Consider the following 19,305-nt stretch of genomic DNA (forward strand, 5'->3'; position numbering starts at 1 on the left):
TCTTAATTCTTTGAAAAGATTTATTTAATTATATCGCGTGTTATAATGGAAAGTCAGCCTACAAAAGAGAGAAAAAATATTCATCTAGCTGTGTGAAGTAAAATGAAAAATAATGAATTTCTTTAGGGTGACAATTATAAAATCATTTTTATATTGAGTTATCTCTAAATATGCATGATAAGACACACCGCTTATTTTCTTTCTAACAAATAAAAGGAAGGATTATATGATTAAATATAACGAAAAAGAACGTTTATTAAAGCATGTATTGAATCAAAAATTGTATTTCTCAGAAATAGAAGAAAGACTAGTCAGAGTCACCTATAGTTTGATGGCGGACAATGTGTACACAATAGACCGCGCTATTCCTGATTTGATTAAAATTATTAATCTCCTTGAGCTCGAACATGAAGCTATCATGCTGGAAATTAATCGTATATTAGAATAAATATAGCTCGAATCTATAATTTAAAATTACTTGTGTAGTACAAAACTTAGGAATAGGAGTTTAAAAAATTGAAGTCAAGGAAGGAATTACAAGAAGAAATTATATTCTTAAAAAGAAAGCTAATTCAGATTGGATATGAAAAAGGTTTGAATCATGTCTCGACGATTCAGGCTAGTCAAAAATTAGATGGGCTAATTAATAAATATATGAAACTAACCCAACGCAAATAGCATTACACAAACTTCTTTAAAAAATACTCTCATAAATGAAAAAATACATCCGTTATTGGTATTGAAGGTAATTATAAAATTAGCACTTCATCTATTTTCTTTAGTTATATTATATTTTATCAAAACTTTATTATAACCATATTCTCAGCTTATTTTACATTGCTACAATTAGTTTATCTAAAAGGAGATGAGCAAATGAAGCAAGTAAATAACGAAAAATCAATATTAGAAATTAAAAATTTGAACAAACAAATTGGTGGACAAACGATTATCAATAATATCAATTTTTCCATTCAAAAAGGAGATATTTACGGATTTCTCGGGCCAAATGGTGCAGGCAAGACGACAACATTAAGAATGATTACTCGTTTGATTTTCCCTAATTCCGGCGATATTTTTATTAATGGGCATTCTATTCAAACAGATTCCATTTTAGCACTTTCCGAAGTCGGCAGTATTATAGAAAATCCTACTTTCTATCTTCATCTTAGCGCCAGACAAAATTTAATATTAAGCGCAAAATTAGCAGCTAACAAAGTGACGAATGCTAGAATCAATGAAGTCTTATCAATCGTTGATCTAAAAGACGTAAAGGATAAAAAGGTGAAAACATTTTCTTTGGGCATGAAGCAGCGACTAGGAATTGCAAATGCATTGTTGTGTTCTCCTAGCTTAATTATCTTAGATGAGCCAACGAATGGCGTTGATCCATTGGGTCTTCGGGAGATGAAAACATTAATTAAACATTTAGCAAAAAAAGAAAATATTACGTTTCTCATCTCAAGCCATATGTTACGAGAAATGCAAGACTTATGTGATAAAGCAGCCTTTATTCAAGATGGAAAAATTGTCGAAAAAGGAGATGTATCAACATTATTAGAAACCTATCAAGTCACAAATTTAGAAGATTTATTTTTCGCATGTATAAAGGAGCGTATGACTGAATGAAGAACATACTGACACTTACCTTATTCGAGTTCAAGCGTACCCTGACTTCCAAAATGTTAATTGTTTATACGCTTATTTTTATTGCAATGTATGTTCTTACTGGTGTAATTTTTAATATTTATGGTGCTGAATCTGCTGTAATTACTGGTTATGGGCAATCGTTTTCTGTAGAAATGCTTCAATCAAGTATTACATTTACGGCAGTATTTATTGCAATTTATGTAGGTGAAGTTTTAATACAGGAGCGAAATAACGGTACCATCAAATTTGTTTTACTACGCTCTGTTTCCAGACTTCAATATTACATCACAAGGATCTTATCCATCTTTTTATTTTCTCTCCTTTTGACAGCCATCATGATTGTCATTGGTTATGTCGTTGGCATCCTTTTCTTTGGATGGGGAGATAAGTTTGTTTTCTATTCGGTGGTCACGAGTGGCTGGAATGGTATAGGAATCACCCTTCTATCAGGATTAGCCTTTGCGTTTGCTTATTTTATTTTTGGTTTAATCGCTTTATGGCTTTCGCAGTTTATTCATCGGATTTCTACATTGGCTATGATCATGGGAATGTCCACTTTAATCGGACAATATGCTGTCATCTATCCGCAAATAAAACAATATGTTATTTTTCAACACTTATTATTTTTACACATTGATCTATTTGAAAAACCTATTTTCTATAATATCACCAGCTTTAGCGTACTCGTTATTTATCTTTTAGTCATTGGAATATCTGGATATTATCTATTTAAAAAACAAGATTTATATGTATAGTGAGGGGAATGAATGTATATGATTCAACAATTAAAACATGACTTTTTTTATGTCATCTATAATCGGAAGTATCGACTAGTCCTGTTATTCACCATTTTATTTACAGTAGCCTTAACAATTTATACTGCCATGAATTCAACGGTAGGAGAAGATATTCTTATACAAGTTTTTGGTAACTTTAGACAATTATATTGGATACTCTGTGCTTATTTAATAGCGGATATGCTTTCGACTGATTATCATTCACAAACATTAAAAAATATTATTCCTAGGTCTTCAAAACGTAATTATTATTTTTTATCAAAAATGACCATTGCTACCCTATTGGGTGTATTTATTTTATTTGTAAACTTAGGAACGAGTTGGTTAGTGATTAGTTCAGTTGTATCAGGGATAGAATTCACCTTTTTTAACTTTTTCTATTTTTTCTTTGGAGCAGTTCTTTCTCTTTTCTTATTTTCATCATTATTGTCTTTTGTAATGACCCTTTCTGGAAGAGAAACTGTTACTATCGGTGTGGCACTAGGGCTTGTACTTTTACAAATGTTAATAGAAGGTCTAGACCCTACTGTCTCTTTTCATTTCCCAACCATGTATGTCATTACTTTACAAAATCTTATTTTATCTAATTTATTAACTGGGATCATTTCGATTGGCAGTTATCTCATTTTCGCTTTTTTGTTATTTGTTGGTACAATAAAGGTGTTTAATAAACAAGACCTGTTTACTTAGGAGGTACCAATGAAACAGAAAAAAATACTAATCATTGAAGATGATATAGATTTAGCAAAAATGGTTGAAAACTATTTATCCAGGGAAAAATATAATGTAATGATTTGCCAGCAAGGAGATCAAGCCCTACATGTCGTTAAACAATATCAACCAGATATGATTTTACTAGATTTAATGCTACCAGGTCTAGATGGTCTGGAAATATTAAAAGAAATTAGAGATACGTCTGTATTGCCCGTCATTATTATCAGTGCAAAAGAAACTGAGGTCGACCGAATTATTGGCTTAAAACTAGGTGCGGATGATTATGTAACAAAACCATTCTCAGTAAAAGAGTTAGTAGTAAGAGTTGAATCTTTATTTAGAAGAATTGATTTTCAAAAGACACCATTAGAACACTCTATTCTGTATTTCGATCATGTTGTGATTGATTTGGCTTCGAGAATTGTTACAAGAAATGAAGATGTCGTACATTTAACTTTAAAAGAATTTGATGTATTAGCTTTTCTAATCAAAAATGCTCATCACGTTCTTAGTAAAGAGAAAATTTATGAACAAGTTTGGGGAATAAACGAATTTGGAGATATAAATACTGTTGTGATTCACATTCAAAAACTGAGAGAAAAATTAGCGATCACACATTTAATTACTACAATAAGAGGTATTGGTTATCGATTTGACGGTGAAGTAAATGAAAAATAGCGTGATTAAAGGGCTCATTCTCTTATTTCTTGGTTGGTGTATCCTTCCGCTCATTACTTTATTATTTGTTGCTCAAATTAAAGAAAAACATCAGCTGATTTTTTTCCTTTTTGTAATTTTTCTTATAAGTATATTACTTTATCTAACCATACGATATATAAAAAGACGTGTCCTAGCACCTGTTTCTATATTAGTAAAGGAAACGGGAAGAATCTCAAAAGGAAATTTGGCGAATCCCATTCGTTATGATAGAAAAGATGAAATCGGTAAACTTATCTACGCATTTGATAGTATGAGAGATGAGTTATACGCACAGCAACTTGAACACCAACAATTTGAAGTGGATCGCAAACAATTTATTGACAGCATTTCTCATGATTTAAAGACCCCAATTGCTTCGATTTCGGCTTATATTGAAGCTTTGCAAGATGGAGTTGCCCAAACAAAATCTGATGAAGAAGAATATTTCCGCGTGATTCAAAGTAAGATCCAGCTATTGAATGAGTTGTCGCAGCAATTGAGTTTAAGCTATCAGACAAGCGATTCCGTTCCTATTCATATAGAGCGAGTTGATTGCCATGAATGGGCACAAAGTTTTCTACGTGCAGTTTCTATAGATTGTCTTGCAAAAGGAATAAAAATCGAAACATTTTTGGATAACTCTTCGTTCCGTCGTAATTATATGACTGTAGATACCCATCAATTTGAACGTGCTATACAGAACATCTTAGACAATTCTTATCGCTATGCAAAAGGGTTATTAGAGTTATCAGTTAATATTCAAGGCGATCTTTTTGTCATTACCATTAGAAACGATGGTGCAGAAATAAATGATGGCTTCTTAGAACAAATCTTTCAACGGTTTTATACCAATAACAAACACAATGCAGAAGGTCATCTAGGTTTGGGGTTGTTTATTGCTAAGACATTGATTACTGCTATGAAAGGACATCTTGAAGCCACGCTTCAAAAAGATGTCATTACTTTTACAGTCTCTATTCCTTTGAGTCATTAATTTTACTTAGCGGATAAGAAAGATAGAAGGAGTATAAAAGCTAAGGATTTTCCGTAAGCACTTGTCAAAAGCCAACTTTTATGTAGTTATCAGAATTGAATTTATAACTTGTGAAGCTAGGTCTTAAAGTGTTATTGAATGATTATGAAATTAATTCAATATATATTTAATTAAAATAGCCTTTTCCATCCCCAACTGTTTTCTAATCAGTTGGGTTGTTTATGTTAGAAAGTAGTTTTTATAACCTTTCATTCCCTATGCTTTAATTGTCAAGAATTGTTGGAAAAAATTTATTCATAGTTTTGTTAAATCTCAATTTCTTTTTTTATCTATTTTTCTTAAATATACTTTATCAAAGCTTTATCATACGGAAAAGATCAATGACTACTTGACAGAGAATTTACAAGCCTTAAATGCTGATACCGTGAGAGCAGATATTCCTACTAGTTCTAGTGTGAGTAATATTGATATCTGGTCAGTGTCACCAGAAAATGATGATACCTATGCAGTTATTTATTCGTTAGATCAAAAAATTAAGGAAGATAAAAATAGCCAATGGGTCCGGTCCACTTATCGAATCTTGCTTCACCAAGATAATGTAGGAAACTTAGTAATTACACAAAACCCTACTTTATGGAGCATACCGAATAAATCAGATTATGAGCCACAACTACCTGAAAGTAATGGTACGGTCGATTCCGATACTGTGCAAGAAGTGACAGATTTTTTAGAGACTTTTTTTGCGTTTAATCCGACTGCGACTGATAAAGAACTTGCTTATTATGTGAAAAACAATGCTTTACCAACCATTGAAAAGAACTACATCTTTTCTGAATTGATTAATCCAGTCTTTCGAGAAAAAGAGAATCAAATTAAGGTGTGGATCACTGTGAGATATTTAAATGAATCTACAAAAGCAACACAGCTTTCACAATATGAACTCACATTGGAGAAAGATAATAACTGGATGATTGCTGATTAAACTATACAGCACGTATTCTATCTGACATAGAATACGTGCTGTAAACTAATTTTATAGACAAACCTTTTTTTTAATATCATTTCTATTCTAAGTTGAAACGATTCATTTTTTGACAGCTCTAGATGATGATTGGAATTCTCTAAAAAAGCAATTTTATCTTGTAATTCTTTTTGTTGCTGTGCTAGTTTCTTTTGACTATCTTCAAGTACAGTTTGCTGCTGTTTTAATAACTTTAAAACATCTGGATTCAAATCTTTAGGGTGATAGAGATTGGCATATTCTCTAATCATTTTCAAGGTGAATTCAGCTTTTTGAGCAAGGAAATCTAGTTATTACTCAAAATCCAACACTATGGAGCCAACCCCAAAAATCTAATTTTACGCTTGAACAAGTGGAAAGCAATGGAACGGCGGAATCAGATACTGTAGAAGAAGCCACCGAGTTTTTTTTAGAGACGTTCTTTTCCTCTTAACCAACAGCGACAGATCAAGAACTTGCTTATTATGTGAAAAACAATGCTTTACCACCCATTGAAAAGGATTATACGTTTTCTGAACTCTTTAAATCCTGTGTTTCAAGAACAAGACAACCAAGTTAAAGTGTGGGTTACTGTAAAGTATTTGGATGAGACAACAAAAGCTACGCAACTTTCACAATATGAATTGATTTTAGAAAAAAATACAAATTGGATGATTGTTGAATAGAAAAAATTCTATAAGAGTAACGAAAAAGTCTAATTTCTATGCTTAAATATTAGGCTTTTTTCAACATTCGAAGCAGTTCACTTACATCTTTGTAATGAAAAAAAGTTAATAGTGAATTTATTCAGTTAGCTATATAGAGAACAGTTTTTCTAACTTTTTAATAAAATTTAGTTAAAGCATAGTCAAGTGTCTTTTCAACATGTATTGAAATAGTGTCTAAAAGTGGTATTCTGCTATCATCATTTGATAATAACAAAGGTAATTCCGTACAACCTAAGATAATAGCATCTACATTGTAACTATTGATGATTTCATTGAAACGATCTTTGGTATTTTTGTAAAAATGTTGTATTACCAATTCATCAAAAATCATTGAGTTAATCTCATCTTGATGATCTTCAGTCGGAGTAATGACTTTCATTCCATACTGCTTAAATGTTTCATGATAAAAGCTAGACTGCATTGTGTATTTGATACCTGTTAAAAGTAGTTTTTTATAGTGTTTCTCTTTAGATTTTAAAGCTGTTGAATCTACAATGCTAATCATAGGAACGTTTGATCTAGATTCTATTTCTTTAAATACAGAATGTGGAGAATTCGCAGCCATGATAATCACTTTCGCACCTGCCCGCTCTAATCCTCTAACTTTTATACTGATATAATCTATATATTCCTGAGTTCGTTTTTCATTTTCTAAGTCTGTGAAATATTGAAAATCCAGACTATGAATAAGAATCTCGGGATAATAATAATCTTGGTATCTTTCATAGTATAAGGCAGTGAGTTTTTTATAATACTGTAACGTTGAAGCAGCACTGATACCCCCAATAATACCTATTGTTTTCTTCACTTATTTTCCCCCTTGTATTTTATTTTTTTGAGAACGTAAGGCAAATGAATGAGCATCCACAGCTCTTGAAGTCGCAAGAATACCGTCCAAATGATCATATTCATGTTGAAGCAGTTCTGATAGATCATCAGTGAGATACATACTCTTTTTCTCCCAATCAGTATCACGATAATGAATAGTGCATGCTTTATAGCGTTGTACTTTCACAAGAAGATCTGGAAAGCTCATGCAATCATCCCATACCTCCATTTTATCGTGATCAATAATCACTAATTCAGGATTGATAAATATAAAGGGTTCATCAATATACATATAAATCATTCTTTTAAATACGCCTATTTGTGGTGCTGCGATGGCACGTCCTGCACCATATTTTGACTTGAAGTCCATGAGTGTATCGTGAAGATCTTGGACAACTGGCATTAACATTTCTATCTCATTTTCCTCAACTGGAATACTTGAGTCATGTAACTTTGGGTCACCTAACAACAGAATTTCTTTAACCGCCATTTTTTTACCTCCTTTTGTTTTATATTATAAAGCAAAAGTAATATAATAGACAAAACGAATAATCAGATAGTTAATATCGAATTTTTCAATAGAAGGTGATTTTTTGGATTTTGAACAGTTAAAGACTTTCTTAACAGTTACTGAATTAAAGAACTTTACGAAAACCGCAGAAGTACTTCATGTGACACAATCCACAGTAACTTCAAGAATCCAGCAAGTCGAGCGGTTCTATGGGCAGAAGTTATTAATCAGACATAAGGGAAATATTCAATTAACTGAAATCGGATACAAACTTCTTCCTTTACTAAAACGACAGATGGGCTTATGGGAGCAGTCGAAAAAAGTGGCAGAAGAAACAATAGAGCAGTCATTACAAATTTCAATTTCTGCGGCTTATTCCTTATGGAGAAAGATGAATACAGAGTTAGTTAAGAAATTGTACCAAGTTTATCAACCAGACCATATACATTTAAGAACAGACCATACTGAATTTGTACTTCAACATATTTTAGACGGGTCAACAGACTTTGGGATTGTTTATAACAAACCTATGAGTAAAGAATTATCTTCAGTATTGATTCAAAATGATACATTTCAATTATATAGGCATAAGGATTTAAATAATGAGAAACCAGTAGCATTTCAAGACTTATCTAATTATCCTTGGATCTATTTAAATTGGGGGCATACATTTCATTCGTGGATAGAAAATGAGAATAAGCAAGGCATTAAACCAAAGGTGGAAGTTGGGCATAGTGATTTAGCTATTCGTTTTATTGTTGATTTAAAGGGGATTGGTTTTCTTTCTGATGTGGAAGTCAATCAGTCCAATTATGCTGATTATTTAGAACCTGTGCAGTTTGAAAGTGAATTTCCAGTACCATCTCAATCAATATACTTGATATTTAAGAAAAGTAGAAGAAATGAAAATGCTATGAAAGCAACAATTGATATATTTCAAAATAGTAGATAATGATAAATGTTGAATTTTTTGATATATAATAAATATTTCTGTTTATTCATCAACGTGAATTAGATGGTATATTTTACATTTTGTCTGTAAAATTGTCCATCTGTTTTTCTATCCATCTACGTCTTGAACTTTTAACTGTGTTCATATCAGGTAAGAAAAACTCATCAACAGATACATTTAATAACGATAAGAGGTCATAAAGCACCTGTATGCTTGGGTGTTGTCCCTTATTCTCGATATTCGTTAAATAGCGTGGGTCAATCTCTATCTAAGCACCACCTGTTCACGGGTTAAACCTTGTTTTGTACGAGCTTCTTTTATCGCAATCCCAAATGCTCTAAAGTCATATTTGTCCTCTTTTTTACGCATAAAAAAATAATTTTTTTGAACGGAAAACATTTTAGCTCTGTCAAATAAAAGGACAGAGCTTTTGTTTTTATATCTATTATCGTTTATTCCTTATCTTCTGTATCTGGTACCGTATCTGCCAATCTACGAAATGCATCATTTAAAGTAACCATCCGTTTTTCTACCTTTTTAATTGCTGCATCCAATGTAAAACCTTCGTCAATCATTTCTTGAATTAGAAGCATTTTTTTTACATTTAAATAATTATATCTACGTGTAGAACCTTCTATATTGGTTTCAGATTGAATAGCTCCTTTTTCTTCCCAATAACGAATTTTACGCGTTGGTATGCCAGTGATTTCGGATACTTCTCCGATTCCAACTACCAACTTTTTCAATAAATCAAAGTCCAACAAGGCATTCAATTTTTGTGCATCTTCGTTCATTTCTCATTCTCCTAACTTCACTTAAAAAATTTTTTTAAATTCAGGCAAGCACTATATATCGTTGACGAAAACAGCAACCTTTTTCACTTGCAAGCTGTATCACTATGCAAATATTTTTTCTTTGTAGTGAGTAAACGTAGTCTCAAACAGTGAGTCCAGAATAAAAACGCCCACTATTTTAAAGTTGTATTTTAAACAAATTCATTCTTGTAACCATTTTACAATAAAAGTAGCCAATCTACAAATTATCTCTTGACTTATAATTGTAAATAAACTACAATTGATATAAATCTATTACAAATAAGGAAAATAAGTTTCGTAAAGGAGATTAGTTATGGATTTTAGTAAGGAAAACATTAATTCACAGCCGAAATATTCCTTATTAACTGCTGTTTTGTTTTGGTGTGGGTTAGTAGTCGTAGCAAGTAATTATTTAACCATTCCATTAATGTCGATATTTAGTGAATATTTTCACACTAGCATGACAAATGTGGCTTGGACAGGAAGTGCTTTCTCTCTGTGCTATGCAATCGGAAGTTTATTTACTGGCCCTCTTTCTGACCGTTATGGTAGAAAACAAGTCATTTTAATTGGTTTGTTATTGCTGACAGTGGTGACTTTTATACTGCCTATTTTAAACTCTTTGCCTTGGGTCATTGTCTGGCGTTCTTTTCAAGGATTTGCTGCGGCAACCTTTGCACCAGTTGCCATTGCTTATGTAGTGGATAAATTTCCTTCTACAAAAAGAGTGACAGCCATTGGGTTTATCAGCTCCAGTTTTTTAATCTCTGCCATCGTTGGTCAAATATTCAGCAGTTATATTAGTCAACAATTTAATTGGCAAAGTGTTTTTTATTACTTTGGCGGGATTTATTTCATAACCGCTATATTGGTTCTTACCCTACTTCCAAAAATATCTATTAGGCAAACAAAGAGTAACCTGAAGTTCATGTTCAGTCAGTTTTACCGTTTATTAACCGATAAAAGCTTGATCCAGGTATATAGCATCGCTATTACCTTACTACTCACTTTCGTAGCTTTTTATACTATTCTCGGTGAATATTTGACAGAGGAATTTGCTATGAGTTCGAACGGGATTCTTTATGTTCGTATAATTTGAATTATTGGAATGCTATTTGCTCCATTTGCAGGAAAGTTGTCCAATCAATTTGGCTTAATGAACTTTTTACGGGGGGCACTTATTATTGCGGTGCTAGGTTCTTTAATCATTGGAATCAGTTCTAATTTAGTATTCTTAGTTTTAATGAGTGTCGTCTTTGTGGCTGGAATTGCATTGACTGTTCCAACACTTATCTCTTTGGTAGGTCAGCTTGGTGGAAAAAATCATGGAGCAGCCGTTTCCCTTTATACTTTTATTTTATTTATCGGTACGAGTCTTGGTCCGATAATCGCTGTATTTTTATTAAAGATCGTAAATTACGGAATGGCTTTTCTATGCCTGGCTATGTTGCTTGGTATTAGCTTGATTATTTCGTTTTATATAAAAAATGATCAATCATAAAAATTCTATTTAAGGGGTGGAACTTTAATGACAAACGTACTTATTTTAGGGGCAACTGGACGTACAGGTGCTTCTGTCTTACAACAATTATCAGAAAATGAGCATATCCAAGTTTTTGCAGCATTACGCGAGGCAAGTGATATTTCAAGACTGCCAAAAACGAAATACCCTATTCAGACAAGACTTGTGGATATAAATAATATCTCTAGTTTGCATCGTGCCACTGAGAAGGCTGATGTTATTGTGAATGCCATTCGAATGCGTGGAGAGATTCCTGAAACAACTTTGGTTGATCTTGACAAACGTATTCAAAAAGCTGTTTCTGGAAGGGAAAATCTACTAACGATTACGGTGGGAGGAGCTGGAAGTCTAAAAATCCATAATGGCAAGCGATTTTGGCAAGACGTTGCTTTTCCAGAACGCACATTACCTAGGGGAAAAGCACATACCCGATTACGTGATTATTTGGAAACATTACCTGCCTCGGAATCATGGTCTTACTTAATTCCACCACCAGCCTATATTCCTGATGGATTACGTGTTGGAGGTTATAAACGTTGGAAAGCCTTAAATGATGAAATTGAGTTTTTGAAGAAAAGTATTAGTTATGAAGATTTTGCCACTGCGGTATGTGATGCAGTGTTAGAAAGATGGAATGGTGTCCACCTGATTGGAAATGACAAATAAATTTTCATCATTGAATCTTAAGCGATTCATTGATGTTCCTGACCCATCTCTTATTTTGTTGACAGCTAGACAAGAAAGGAAATAAATTTGTAGAAATGAAAAAACAATTATTCCTTCATTTCAATTGTTACAAACCCAGCATCGATTATTATGCTCGTCATCACAGCGGTTGTTAATACAATCTTTGCGGTCATCGACGCATCCGGAGTGACCTTCTATACTGCCGGAGCTAATGAACCATCATCATTATCTTCTTTTGGAACTTTGATGTTTGCTCCGGTGTATGTCAATTGGAATTGTCGCCTTCGGGCTTTCTGGCCTTCTTCGTAGCTCTATCGCGCCTTTAGCAATCTTAATTGCTTCACCGATGGTTGTAGCAACTGGTGTACTTCAATGGCCCGAAGGAATCCGTTTTCTTCCAGATCAAGCTAGTATGAGCCTATTGGGGATCCCTGCTTATGAAGTGACTGAACTTCCACCAGGAATTGCTTTTTTAACTCTTTTAGTATGGGCATTAGTGAGTATAATAGCATATTGGTTCTCTTTAGTACGAAGGGACAGCTAAGTGTTATAATTTATTTTCCAGACACGGCGGGATGTTATATGTATATATCGTCTACCCTGATGAAATAAATGCCCTAACATCAATGCAAGTACTGGTATTTAAATACTATGGATACTAGTCTATATTGTATTGGCTATTGTATTTTATCGTATAAGAGACACCTAAGTTCAGGTGTCATCATTTAGGTAAGAGAAGGAAATAAATTTATTGAAATGGAGAAACAATCAATTCTCTATTTCAATAAATTTATTGATACCGCTTATCAAAGATTCAATCAATATTAGCTCTTTTTCAGTAAAATGATCCATCTGTTTTTCTATCCATCTACGTCTAGTGCCTTTAACTGTATTAGTATTTGGTAGGAAATACTCATCAACAGATACATTCAGTAACGATACAAGGTCATACAGCACCTGTATACTAGGGTGTTGCCCTTTATTCTCAATATTCGTTAAATACCGTGGATCAATCTCTATCAATGCACCCACTTGTTCACGGGTTAAACCATGTTTTATACGAGTTCTTTTATCGCAAGCCCAAATGCTCTAAAGTCATATTTATCTTCTTTTTTACGCATAATAAACCACCTCTATACATCTTACTGTTCCTATTAAAACAGAAACAGGTATAGAAAAACGTACGAGATGGTTTTTTAATTCCTGTCATATGTTTCATACAATAAAAGATACTGCCAGACGGTAATAAAAAAAACCGTTATCTGGTAGTACCCTTTTCATGCGTTAAAATGATTTTCTCTTTACCAGACGACGGTTTACATAGCCGCCGTTTCCCTTTTATTCATGAAGTAACGAATGGTGTGTGAAATTTAATTTTTAAAAATGTGGCGGCTTACAGGAGGTAAGTCGCCATGCAATATATTGTCATCCAATATTGTTCTACCTTTGATACTTCGTTAAAAAAGGGGATTTCTATACCCTAGATAAAAACGCTTTTAAATGTGGTTTTTCAAATCATATAAAAGGAACTTTTGAAACACATAAACAAACTGCTCAATCTGTTTATGTGTTTTTTTGTTTGCCGAAAACTTTTTTAAAAGTATTTTTATCAAATATGCAACAAACAGCCCTTTTGTGTTGGGACTTAGTACAAAGGGAGATAAAAGAGCATAGCTCACTTCCTTTCATAACACGAAAGGGGGTGAGAAAAATGAAGCCATCTTCTTTTCAAACAACCATAGAAAACCAGTTTGATTATATCTGTAAGCGTGCGATAGAAGATGAACGCAAAGATTATCTCAAACATCTATTGAGAATTTCAAAACAAGAAGTTTCCTTCTCTGATACAGGGATTCTCTTGTGAATCAATTCTCTACTGTCGATCACTATGCCACCGATTTGCAAATCTTCACATTGTACGGTTCTAACATTGGTGCGGAAAGTGATTTGTTAAGTGAAGCATTACGGAATCTGACAAATAAAAAACGGAACATCATTTTGCTGTACTACTTTATTGATATAAACGATACGGAAATCGCAGAGTTGTTGAAAGTAAATCGTTCTACGGTCTATCGTCACCGAACCAGTGGACTAGCCTTTATTAAAAAAATTATGAAGGAGCATGCAGAATGAAAACAACATACCCTACGGTTCCCTTTTCACTTATTGTACATGCTACAGATGGTGACACAGAAGCAATTCATTACATTGTAAAACATTACAGAGGTTATATCTCAAAACGCTCCCTTCGCCCCGTGAAAGATGATTATGGGAATCAACTAATGATGGTGGATGAAGTGCTGCAAGGTAGAATGCAAACTCGATTGATCACCAAAATTTTATCCTTTGAAATCAAATAATCATTTCGCCAACCGTGGAAGCGTGTTGGAGCGTTACACGCTTCCTAACTAGAAGTTTATCATTCTATCAAAGTATACTGTTTTCAGTATATTTCGATAGGCTGATAAGCCAATGTTCTTTGACAACTGAATATAAAAGCGAGCGAATACGCTTCGGTAGAGATTGAGCCAACGGACTGATACGCCATGACTTTGTAGATAATACAAAACGAGCGATTCTTTTCAGTGAACCGTAAGTGTCTTTTGGACAAGTCACTGCCATGACTTCTCTATCGTGATAATGATACTCCTGTACAGCCACAGCCTGATCGTTTAGAGCGTCACAGGCAATGGGTATAGCTGCATGCGCACCATGCAGGGGTGAGATTCCCGTGAGCTTAGCCAAAGCTGTTCGATTGCTTATTCATCATTTGATTGGGAGAAGTTGTAGTTCAATACCACCATATAAAAGTATCTACTCTAGATGCAACTTAAAATTCATTTATTTTAAATAGTGCGTTATAATTATAGGCGAATATTGGAGTTTTCCTAGCCTATAATGGAAAGGAGTATCAATGATAACAGTCACTAAAAAAGACTTAATTGAGCTAGGATACGGAAATTCTTTTTCAGCCGATATTATTAAAAGAGCAAAGGAATTAATGATTACAAAGGGGCATTCCTACTACGAGTCTAGAAAGCTAGATAGAGTCCCTCGTGAAGCTGTAGAAGAAATTCTGGGAATCAAGTTTTCAGATGAAAACAGGTCTGATTAGTTTTTGCACGGTAAGGAGTAAAAACTATGGCTAAAGACCCGATTAAAAAAGCGAAAAATGGTACTTACTATTTTCGTGCAAATCTAGGTTATGATACTAAAGGCAAAAAGATTCAAAAATATCGTAGTGGATTTACTACTAAGAAAGAAGCAAGAGAAGAATACTCGAAGCTACTGCTAATGAAACCAGAAGAATTAAGCGAAAACAAGGATAAAATGACCTTTAAACATTATATCTTTGAAATTTTTCTTCCATGGTATAAGACACAAGTAAAGCTCAGAACATATGAAAATCGTTTGCCAACTATAAAAAAACATTTTTCTTACTTCGACAAAATGGCTGTTTCTGATATTGAGCCTATCGATGTGCAAAATTGGCAACTAAAATTATCAAAAAAGTGCAAGTCTTCTTATGTGAGAGCTGTTCAAGGATTATTTTCTGTTGCTATGGATCGAGCGATTGTCTTAGGGATTACAACCACAAATCCATCTAAGATTATTGGCAATGTGAAAAAGCAAAAGTCTAAGATTGAATTTTGGACAAAAGAAGAATTTGAAAAAGTAATTTCCCTAATTTATAAAGAAGATTACTATCAACACTTTTTATTTATCTCTCTATGGTTTTTATTTATGACAGGAATGCGAATTGGTGAAGCCACTGCCATTCAATGGGAAGACATTGATTTTGATTCAGGGGTACTAACCATCAACAAAACACTCTATTACAAGAACCAAACGGATTATAGATTTGTTGAACCAAAAACAAAGGCGAGCGTTCGTCATATTGTATTAGATGAATGTACATTAAATTATTTATCCGAATGGAAAGATGTACAACAAAACCTAATTCAGACAGACTTTATGATGAGTTATAACGGCATTCCTACACAAAAACATACGCTAGCATATGCTATTGAACGCTATGCTAAGCTGGCTGACATTCATCGAATCAGAATTCATGGTTTACGTCACTCTCATGCTTCCTTGTTAATCAGTATGGGAGAAAACCCACTCATCATTAAAGATCGTTTAGGACATGAAGATATTGAAACTACTTTAGGAACATATGGACATCTTTATCCTAACAGTAATTTTGAGGTAGCTAACAAATTAAATGGAGCTATTTCCTTTAAAGAAGCAAAACAAAACTATGATACTTCACCAAAGAATCAATTTACTGAAGACTATTTAAGAAAACAAAAACAAAAAGTGCAATAAAAGTGCAATGAAAAATTAAAAAGAGCCAAAAACCCTTGATACACAAAGGTTTCTAGCTCTACTACAACTACTCCCACTCAACTGTAGATGGGCTACCTAGAACCCTTGCTATCACTGCTTTCAGACAGTTTACTTTCCCTTATGGCAGGGTTTTGGTAGGGAACCAATTCCATCTTAATGTCTTGATTTCCATTGAAATCCATATAAGTTTCCTTAGAAAAATTGAACTTAATATTCCCTGCCATTTTTTCAGCAAGTGGTTCATCATTTCTACTCCATAAGTGCGCATAATGTTTCAAAGTTATTTCCGGTGAACTATGTCCTAATCTTCGTGATACTACTAATACATCAGCATTAAACTCATTAATTAAATAACTAACATGAGAATGCCTCAATCCTTTTGCTTGTATTACAGTAACTTTTGCTATTTTGGCATATCGTTGTACAATTCTATGGATTGTAGACCTATGAACAGGTAGTCCTGTATAGCTTAATATGAAATTATCTATTCCATGCTCTGATTGTACTTGTTTCCAGTTTTGCAAGATTGCTAACGTATCGTCATCTAACGATATTGTGCGAATACCATCTTCCGTTTTAGTATATGGCTTTCGTTTAAAATCTTTTTTTGATTTCATTTGCAAAGTGCGATGAACCCTTAACTTCTTTTTATCGAAATCAACATCATTCCAATAGAGTGCCAATCCTTCACTTACTCTTACTCCTGTCATATAATATAACCAAATTGCAACAAAGCACATGTGCTCATAAAAGTTATGAGTATAAATCATCGAGATAACCTTTTCAAATTCCTCTTTCGTCCAAAAGCCAACAACACTTTTCGCTTTTTGAATTGCTTTTGTTTTCTTTGAAATATTTTTATCTAAAAATTCCAAATTCACAGCATACTCAAGCGCTTGTCGAAATCCTCCATAGAGCAACGCAGAGTAGTTTTGAGAATATCCAGTTTCATTCAAGAGCCAAGTTCTAAAAGATTCACAATCTCTGACATCAATCTCTCTAAGCCTTTTATCAGAAAACCTTTCTTTAATTAATTCAAAAGCATGTTTTCTTGATGCCCAAGTATCCTCTTCTACGCTTGATTGATAGTATGGTAAAAAAATAAATCCATAAACTCACCAAAAGTAAGGCGATATTTGGCATAGCCATTTTGGCTAAGATATTCATTTCTTATTCTAGTCGCTTCCTTATTAGCTTCTCTTGCAGATTTAAATTTTTCACCATTAGCGTTTTTCCTAGATTTCTTCTGAATCCTTTCTCCCGTAATCTTTTCTACACCAAGTTCAATATTATAAAAGAAATTTCCTTTATTATCCGTATAAACTCCTTTATATTTAGTCTTTGCCATTCGTATCACCTTCCTCAAGAGATACGTCCACACCTATGATATTTTCAACAGCATGACAAGGCACCCGTCCTAATCTTTTGTTATTATAATAGGGATATCCTTGTTCCACCATGTAATATTTTGCTTGTCTAATAATATTTACTGCTTGATATGGCAAGAAACCCATTTCTTGCAATTCCTTTTTTGAAATGGTTTTATTCATTAGCAAAACAATTCCTCCTTATTTTTTCAATCGAGTAGAGGGGAAAATTAAATAATTTTCCGCCCCTCTCACACCACCGTACGTACGGTTCCGTATACGGCGGTTCAATTTATATCGCAGTGTGAACTTTTAAATAATACTCTTGGGCAAAGGGGATACCCCTTTGCCTTAAGCGCTTGTTAGACAGCGCTCTTTGAACTACCTTCGATAGTCCAATAAAGCGATAGCCTTTTCGACAGTACGTTAAGCCTTTCGCTTCCTCTTCAGGTATTCCAAGTTGGACAAGAGATTTAATTCTCTTCTTGTTGCTCTTCCATTGTTTCCAGATGATTACGCGCAATCTTGAGCGAAGTTTTGAATCTATTGCTCCAAGTACGCTCTTCATGTTGGCTATCTTAAAGTAATTGACCCAGCCGAAGATGACTTGTTTCAATTTAACGATTCTTGTATCTAAAGAGATACTCCAATTCCGTTTTGTCAGCTGCCGTAATTTCCTTTGGAATTTCTAAATCGATGTGCCATGGGGTCTCGGTTGAAATTTCCTCTTATTGGCGTCATAGTAAAAGCCAAATCCTAGGAATTTTGTTTTACTAGGACGGGAGATTCTACTCTTTTCCACATTTACGATGAGTCCTAATTTCTTCTCGATAAATTTTGTAATGGAAATAAGCACTCTATTCGCTGCTTTCTCGCTTTTGACGAAAATAAGGCTGTCATCTGCGTATCTGACGAAGCGCAGTCCTCTTGCTTCCAATTCCTTATCCAACTCGTTCAACATAATGTTGCTCAGAAGTGGACTTAAATTGCCGCCTTGTGGTGTTCCGACTGGTGTGTCTTCATATTTCCCCTTAACCATCACACCACTTACAAGATATTTCCTTATAAGGGAAATGACGTCCCCATCTTTTATCGTATGGGAGATGATTCTCATCAATTTGTCGTGATGGACCGTATCAAAGAATCGCTCTAGGTCAATATCTACTATCCATTCATAGCCGTTATTTAAATACTCTAGCGCTTGAATGACTGCCATTTCACAGCTTCTTCCTGGTCGGAAACCATAGCTGTATTCACTGAATTGTTTCTCGAAAATTGGACTGAGTTTTTGACTGATTGCTTGTTGCATCACTCTGTCGACGACTGTTGGAATGCCTAGTTTACGCATTTTTCCATTCTCTTTTGGAATTTCTACTCGCAATGCTGGAGTTGGCTTGTATTTCCTTTGTCGGATTTGGGTTCGAAGTTCATCCTTATGTTCTCTTAGGTATTCCTTCAGTTCTTGCACCGTCACTCCGTCTACTCCACTTGCACCTTTATTGCGATACACGCGCTTATAGGCTTCATTCATATTTTGATTTCCTAAGATTTCTTCTAAAAGTTCCACACTCGTTTCTTCCTTTCCTTTCATGTGACGAAAGACACTTCACTTTTGAGTATCCTCTGAGATACGCTCATACTTTCCTCATTAACACATTCTGAAGTATATCTTTCGTGCAATCATGGCGTAG

General features: G+C 33.9%; 25 protein-coding genes and 4 pseudogenes. 19 read left to right on the forward strand and 10 right to left on the reverse strand.

What is annotated here, in order from left to right:
* The first annotated feature begins 226 nt into the window (after nucleotides 1–226).
* The 8 genes from SPD89_RS20080 to SPD89_RS20115 all read left to right on the forward strand — a co-directional run bounded on the left by SPD89_RS20080 (nucleotide 227) and on the right by SPD89_RS20115 (nucleotide 5,833).
* Entirely contained in the window at nucleotides 227–448 is a 222-nt protein-coding gene (locus tag SPD89_RS20080) for a hypothetical protein (protein WP_336263725.1), read from the forward strand.
* Nucleotides 449–516: 68 nt separating this feature from the next.
* Nucleotides 517–678 carry an aspartyl-phosphate phosphatase Spo0E family protein gene (locus SPD89_RS20085; protein WP_336263726.1) on the forward strand — a complete coding sequence of 54 codons (162 nt, stop codon included), beginning with the start codon at nucleotides 517–519 and terminating at the stop codon, nucleotides 676–678.
* Between the two features lie 195 nt (nucleotides 679–873).
* On the forward strand, nucleotides 874–1,626 hold the full coding sequence (locus SPD89_RS20090) for an ABC transporter ATP-binding protein (RefSeq protein WP_336263727.1): 753 nt from the start codon (nucleotides 874–876) through the stop codon (nucleotides 1,624–1,626).
* The gene (locus SPD89_RS20095) at nucleotides 1,623–2,402 is read left to right on the forward strand and encodes an ABC transporter permease subunit (RefSeq protein ID WP_336263728.1); all 780 of its coding nucleotides are present in this window, start codon (nucleotides 1,623–1,625) and stop codon (nucleotides 2,400–2,402) included. Before SPD89_RS20090 ends, SPD89_RS20095 begins: the two co-directional genes overlap by 4 nt.
* A gap of 18 nt (nucleotides 2,403–2,420) precedes the next feature.
* Nucleotides 2,421–3,134 (forward strand): hypothetical protein, encoded by a 714-nt coding sequence (locus tag SPD89_RS20100; RefSeq protein ID WP_336263729.1) that lies wholly within the window; start codon nucleotides 2,421–2,423, stop codon nucleotides 3,132–3,134.
* Nucleotides 3,135–3,143: 9 nt separating this feature from the next.
* A complete protein-coding gene (locus SPD89_RS20105; protein WP_336263730.1) occupies nucleotides 3,144–3,836 on the forward strand; it encodes a response regulator transcription factor in 693 nt (230 codons plus the stop codon).
* Nucleotides 3,826–4,851 carry a HAMP domain-containing sensor histidine kinase gene (locus SPD89_RS20110; protein ID WP_336263731.1) on the forward strand — a complete coding sequence of 342 codons (1,026 nt, stop codon included), beginning with the start codon at nucleotides 3,826–3,828 and terminating at the stop codon, nucleotides 4,849–4,851. The genes SPD89_RS20105 and SPD89_RS20110 overlap by 11 nt, the downstream gene beginning before the upstream one ends.
* A gap of 331 nt (nucleotides 4,852–5,182) precedes the next feature.
* The gene (locus SPD89_RS20115) at nucleotides 5,183–5,833 is read left to right on the forward strand and encodes a conjugal transfer protein (protein ID WP_442961211.1); all 651 of its coding nucleotides are present in this window, start codon (nucleotides 5,183–5,185) and stop codon (nucleotides 5,831–5,833) included.
* A 17-nt stretch (nucleotides 5,834–5,850) separates the two neighbouring features.
* On the opposite strand, the gene SPD89_RS20120 is transcribed toward SPD89_RS20115, so the two are convergent.
* Nucleotides 5,851–6,129: a hypothetical protein gene (locus SPD89_RS20120; protein WP_336263732.1), complete on the reverse strand. Its 279-nt coding sequence runs from the start codon at nucleotides 6,127–6,129 to the stop codon at nucleotides 5,851–5,853.
* Between the two features lie 35 nt (nucleotides 6,130–6,164).
* Here SPD89_RS20120 and SPD89_RS20125 point away from each other — a divergent pair, with 35 nt between their 5' ends.
* Nucleotides 6,165–6,305, forward strand: a complete 141-nt coding sequence (locus SPD89_RS20125) for a hypothetical protein (protein WP_336263747.1) — start codon at nucleotides 6,165–6,167, stop codon at nucleotides 6,303–6,305.
* Nucleotides 6,306–6,348: 43 nt separating this feature from the next.
* Complete coding sequence (locus SPD89_RS20130) at nucleotides 6,349–6,537, forward strand: conjugal transfer protein (RefSeq protein WP_336263733.1); 189 nt, start codon at nucleotides 6,349–6,351, stop codon at nucleotides 6,535–6,537.
* A 157-nt stretch (nucleotides 6,538–6,694) separates the two neighbouring features.
* Here SPD89_RS20130 and SPD89_RS20135 read toward each other — a convergent pair whose 3' ends face one another.
* Nucleotides 6,695–7,387, reverse strand: coding sequence for an aspartate/glutamate racemase family protein (locus SPD89_RS20135; protein ID WP_336263734.1), 693 nt, complete (start codon nucleotides 7,385–7,387; stop codon nucleotides 6,695–6,697).
* Nucleotides 7,388–7,897 (reverse strand): peptide deformylase, encoded by a 510-nt coding sequence (locus tag SPD89_RS20140; RefSeq protein ID WP_336263735.1) that lies wholly within the window; start codon nucleotides 7,895–7,897, stop codon nucleotides 7,388–7,390. It lies immediately after the preceding gene.
* Nucleotides 7,898–8,000: 103 nt separating this feature from the next.
* On the opposite strand from SPD89_RS20140, the gene SPD89_RS20145 reads away from it, so the two are divergent.
* Nucleotides 8,001–8,870 carry a LysR family transcriptional regulator gene (locus tag SPD89_RS20145; RefSeq protein WP_336263736.1) on the forward strand — a complete coding sequence of 290 codons (870 nt, stop codon included), beginning with the start codon at nucleotides 8,001–8,003 and terminating at the stop codon, nucleotides 8,868–8,870.
* A gap of 73 nt (nucleotides 8,871–8,943) precedes the next feature.
* Here SPD89_RS20145 and SPD89_RS20150 read toward each other — a convergent pair.
* Together SPD89_RS20150 and SPD89_RS20155 are read right to left on the reverse strand one after the other, a co-directional pair.
* Nucleotides 8,944–9,239, reverse strand: a pseudogene (locus SPD89_RS20150) (helix-turn-helix domain-containing protein).
* An 83-nt stretch (nucleotides 9,240–9,322) separates the two neighbouring features.
* A complete protein-coding gene (locus SPD89_RS20155) occupies nucleotides 9,323–9,664 on the reverse strand; it encodes a MerR family transcriptional regulator (protein ID WP_336263737.1) in 342 nt (113 codons plus the stop codon).
* A 334-nt stretch (nucleotides 9,665–9,998) separates the two neighbouring features.
* Here SPD89_RS20155 and SPD89_RS20160 point away from each other — a divergent pair, with 334 nt between their 5' ends.
* The 4 genes from SPD89_RS20160 (at nucleotide 9,999) to SPD89_RS20175 (ending at nucleotide 12,438) form a co-directional block, all read left to right on the forward strand.
* The gene (locus tag SPD89_RS20160) at nucleotides 9,999–10,784 is read left to right on the forward strand and encodes an MFS transporter (RefSeq protein WP_336263738.1); all 786 of its coding nucleotides are present in this window, start codon (nucleotides 9,999–10,001) and stop codon (nucleotides 10,782–10,784) included.
* Between the two features lie 9 nt (nucleotides 10,785–10,793).
* Nucleotides 10,794–11,186 carry an MFS transporter gene (locus SPD89_RS20165; protein WP_336263739.1) on the forward strand — a complete coding sequence of 131 codons (393 nt, stop codon included), beginning with the start codon at nucleotides 10,794–10,796 and terminating at the stop codon, nucleotides 11,184–11,186.
* Nucleotides 11,187–11,213: 27 nt separating this feature from the next.
* A complete protein-coding gene (locus SPD89_RS20170; RefSeq protein WP_336263740.1) occupies nucleotides 11,214–11,873 on the forward strand; it encodes an NAD(P)-dependent oxidoreductase in 660 nt (219 codons plus the stop codon).
* Nucleotides 11,874–12,144: 271 nt separating this feature from the next.
* Nucleotides 12,145–12,438 (forward strand): hypothetical protein, encoded by a 294-nt coding sequence (locus SPD89_RS20175; protein WP_336263741.1) that lies wholly within the window; start codon nucleotides 12,145–12,147, stop codon nucleotides 12,436–12,438.
* Nucleotides 12,439–12,662: 224 nt separating this feature from the next.
* Here SPD89_RS20175 and SPD89_RS20180 read toward each other — a convergent pair.
* Nucleotides 12,663–13,015 (reverse strand): annotated as a pseudogene (locus tag SPD89_RS20180) (helix-turn-helix domain-containing protein).
* Nucleotides 13,016–13,605: 590 nt separating this feature from the next.
* Here SPD89_RS20180 and SPD89_RS20185 point away from each other — a divergent pair.
* The 4 genes and pseudogenes from SPD89_RS20185 to SPD89_RS20200 all read left to right on the forward strand — a co-directional run bounded on the left by SPD89_RS20185 (nucleotide 13,606) and on the right by SPD89_RS20200 (nucleotide 16,226).
* Nucleotides 13,606–14,027: pseudogene (locus SPD89_RS20185) on the forward strand (sigma-70 family RNA polymerase sigma factor).
* Entirely contained in the window at nucleotides 14,024–14,254 is a 231-nt protein-coding gene (locus SPD89_RS20190) for a helix-turn-helix domain-containing protein (protein ID WP_336263742.1), read from the forward strand. The pseudogene SPD89_RS20185 and the gene SPD89_RS20190 overlap by 4 nt, the downstream one beginning before the upstream one ends.
* Nucleotides 14,255–14,808: 554 nt before the next feature.
* The gene (locus SPD89_RS20195; RefSeq protein ID WP_336263743.1) at nucleotides 14,809–15,009 is read left to right on the forward strand and encodes a DUF3173 domain-containing protein; all 201 of its coding nucleotides are present in this window, start codon (nucleotides 14,809–14,811) and stop codon (nucleotides 15,007–15,009) included.
* Between the two features lie 26 nt (nucleotides 15,010–15,035).
* The gene (locus SPD89_RS20200) at nucleotides 15,036–16,226 is read left to right on the forward strand and encodes a tyrosine-type recombinase/integrase (RefSeq protein ID WP_336263744.1); all 1,191 of its coding nucleotides are present in this window, start codon (nucleotides 15,036–15,038) and stop codon (nucleotides 16,224–16,226) included.
* A gap of 92 nt (nucleotides 16,227–16,318) precedes the next feature.
* Here SPD89_RS20200 and SPD89_RS20205 read toward each other — a convergent pair whose 3' ends face one another.
* The 4 genes and pseudogenes from SPD89_RS20205 to ltrA all read right to left on the reverse strand — a co-directional run bounded on the left by SPD89_RS20205 (nucleotide 16,319) and on the right by ltrA (nucleotide 19,181).
* Nucleotides 16,319–17,350 carry a tyrosine-type recombinase/integrase gene (locus tag SPD89_RS20205; protein WP_336263748.1) on the reverse strand — a complete coding sequence of 344 codons (1,032 nt, stop codon included), beginning with the start codon at nucleotides 17,348–17,350 and terminating at the stop codon, nucleotides 16,319–16,321.
* Nucleotides 17,320–17,595, reverse strand: coding sequence for a hypothetical protein (locus tag SPD89_RS20210; protein WP_336263745.1), 276 nt, complete (start codon nucleotides 17,593–17,595; stop codon nucleotides 17,320–17,322). The genes SPD89_RS20205 and SPD89_RS20210 overlap by 31 nt, the downstream gene beginning before the upstream one ends.
* Nucleotides 17,582–17,797, reverse strand: a complete 216-nt coding sequence (locus SPD89_RS20215) for a DUF3173 domain-containing protein (protein ID WP_336263749.1) — start codon at nucleotides 17,795–17,797, stop codon at nucleotides 17,582–17,584. Before SPD89_RS20215 ends, SPD89_RS20210 begins: the two co-directional genes overlap by 14 nt.
* Before the next feature lie 109 nt (nucleotides 17,798–17,906).
* Nucleotides 17,907–19,181 (reverse strand): annotated as a pseudogene (ltrA, locus tag SPD89_RS20220) (group II intron reverse transcriptase/maturase).
* Nucleotides 19,182–19,305: the final 124 nt, after the last annotated feature.

The sequence above is a fragment of the Pseudogracilibacillus sp. SO30301A genome, assembly GCF_037072025.1.
Taxonomy (GTDB): domain Bacteria; phylum Bacillota; class Bacilli; order Bacillales; family Amphibacillaceae; genus Pseudogracilibacillus.

Coding starts and splice junctions, on each gene's coding strand:
- SPD89_RS20080 (WP_336263725.1), top strand. CDS start 227: ATGATTAAATATAACGAAAAAGAACGTTTATTAAAGCATGTATTGAAT.
- SPD89_RS20090 (WP_336263727.1), top strand. CDS start 874: ATGAAGCAAGTAAATAACGAAAAATCAATATTAGAAATTAAAAATTTG.
- SPD89_RS20095 (WP_336263728.1), top strand. CDS start 1,623: ATGAAGAACATACTGACACTTACCTTATTCGAGTTCAAGCGTACCCTG.
- SPD89_RS20100 (WP_336263729.1), top strand. CDS start 2,421: ATGATTCAACAATTAAAACATGACTTTTTTTATGTCATCTATAATCGG.
- SPD89_RS20105 (WP_336263730.1), top strand. CDS start 3,144: ATGAAACAGAAAAAAATACTAATCATTGAAGATGATATAGATTTAGCA.
- SPD89_RS20110 (WP_336263731.1), top strand. CDS start 3,826: ATGAAAAATAGCGTGATTAAAGGGCTCATTCTCTTATTTCTTGGTTGG.
- SPD89_RS20130 (WP_336263733.1), top strand. CDS start 6,349: ATGCTTTACCACCCATTGAAAAGGATTATACGTTTTCTGAACTCTTTA.
- SPD89_RS20140 (WP_336263735.1), bottom strand. CDS start 7,897: ATGGCGGTTAAAGAAATTCTGTTGTTAGGTGACCCAAAGTTACATGAC.
- SPD89_RS20155 (WP_336263737.1), bottom strand. CDS start 9,664: ATGAACGAAGATGCACAAAAATTGAATGCCTTGTTGGACTTTGATTTA.
- SPD89_RS20160 (WP_336263738.1), top strand. CDS start 9,999: ATGGATTTTAGTAAGGAAAACATTAATTCACAGCCGAAATATTCCTTA.
- SPD89_RS20165 (WP_336263739.1), top strand. CDS start 10,794: ATGCTATTTGCTCCATTTGCAGGAAAGTTGTCCAATCAATTTGGCTTA.
- SPD89_RS20170 (WP_336263740.1), top strand. CDS start 11,214: ATGACAAACGTACTTATTTTAGGGGCAACTGGACGTACAGGTGCTTCT.
- SPD89_RS20190 (WP_336263742.1), top strand. CDS start 14,024: ATGAAAACAACATACCCTACGGTTCCCTTTTCACTTATTGTACATGCT.
- SPD89_RS20195 (WP_336263743.1), top strand. CDS start 14,809: ATGATAACAGTCACTAAAAAAGACTTAATTGAGCTAGGATACGGAAAT.
- SPD89_RS20200 (WP_336263744.1), top strand. CDS start 15,036: ATGGCTAAAGACCCGATTAAAAAAGCGAAAAATGGTACTTACTATTTT.
- SPD89_RS20210 (WP_336263745.1), bottom strand. CDS start 17,595: ATGGCAAAGACTAAATATAAAGGAGTTTATACGGATAATAAAGGAAAT.
- SPD89_RS20215 (WP_336263749.1), bottom strand. CDS start 17,797: ATGAATAAAACCATTTCAAAAAAGGAATTGCAAGAAATGGGTTTCTTG.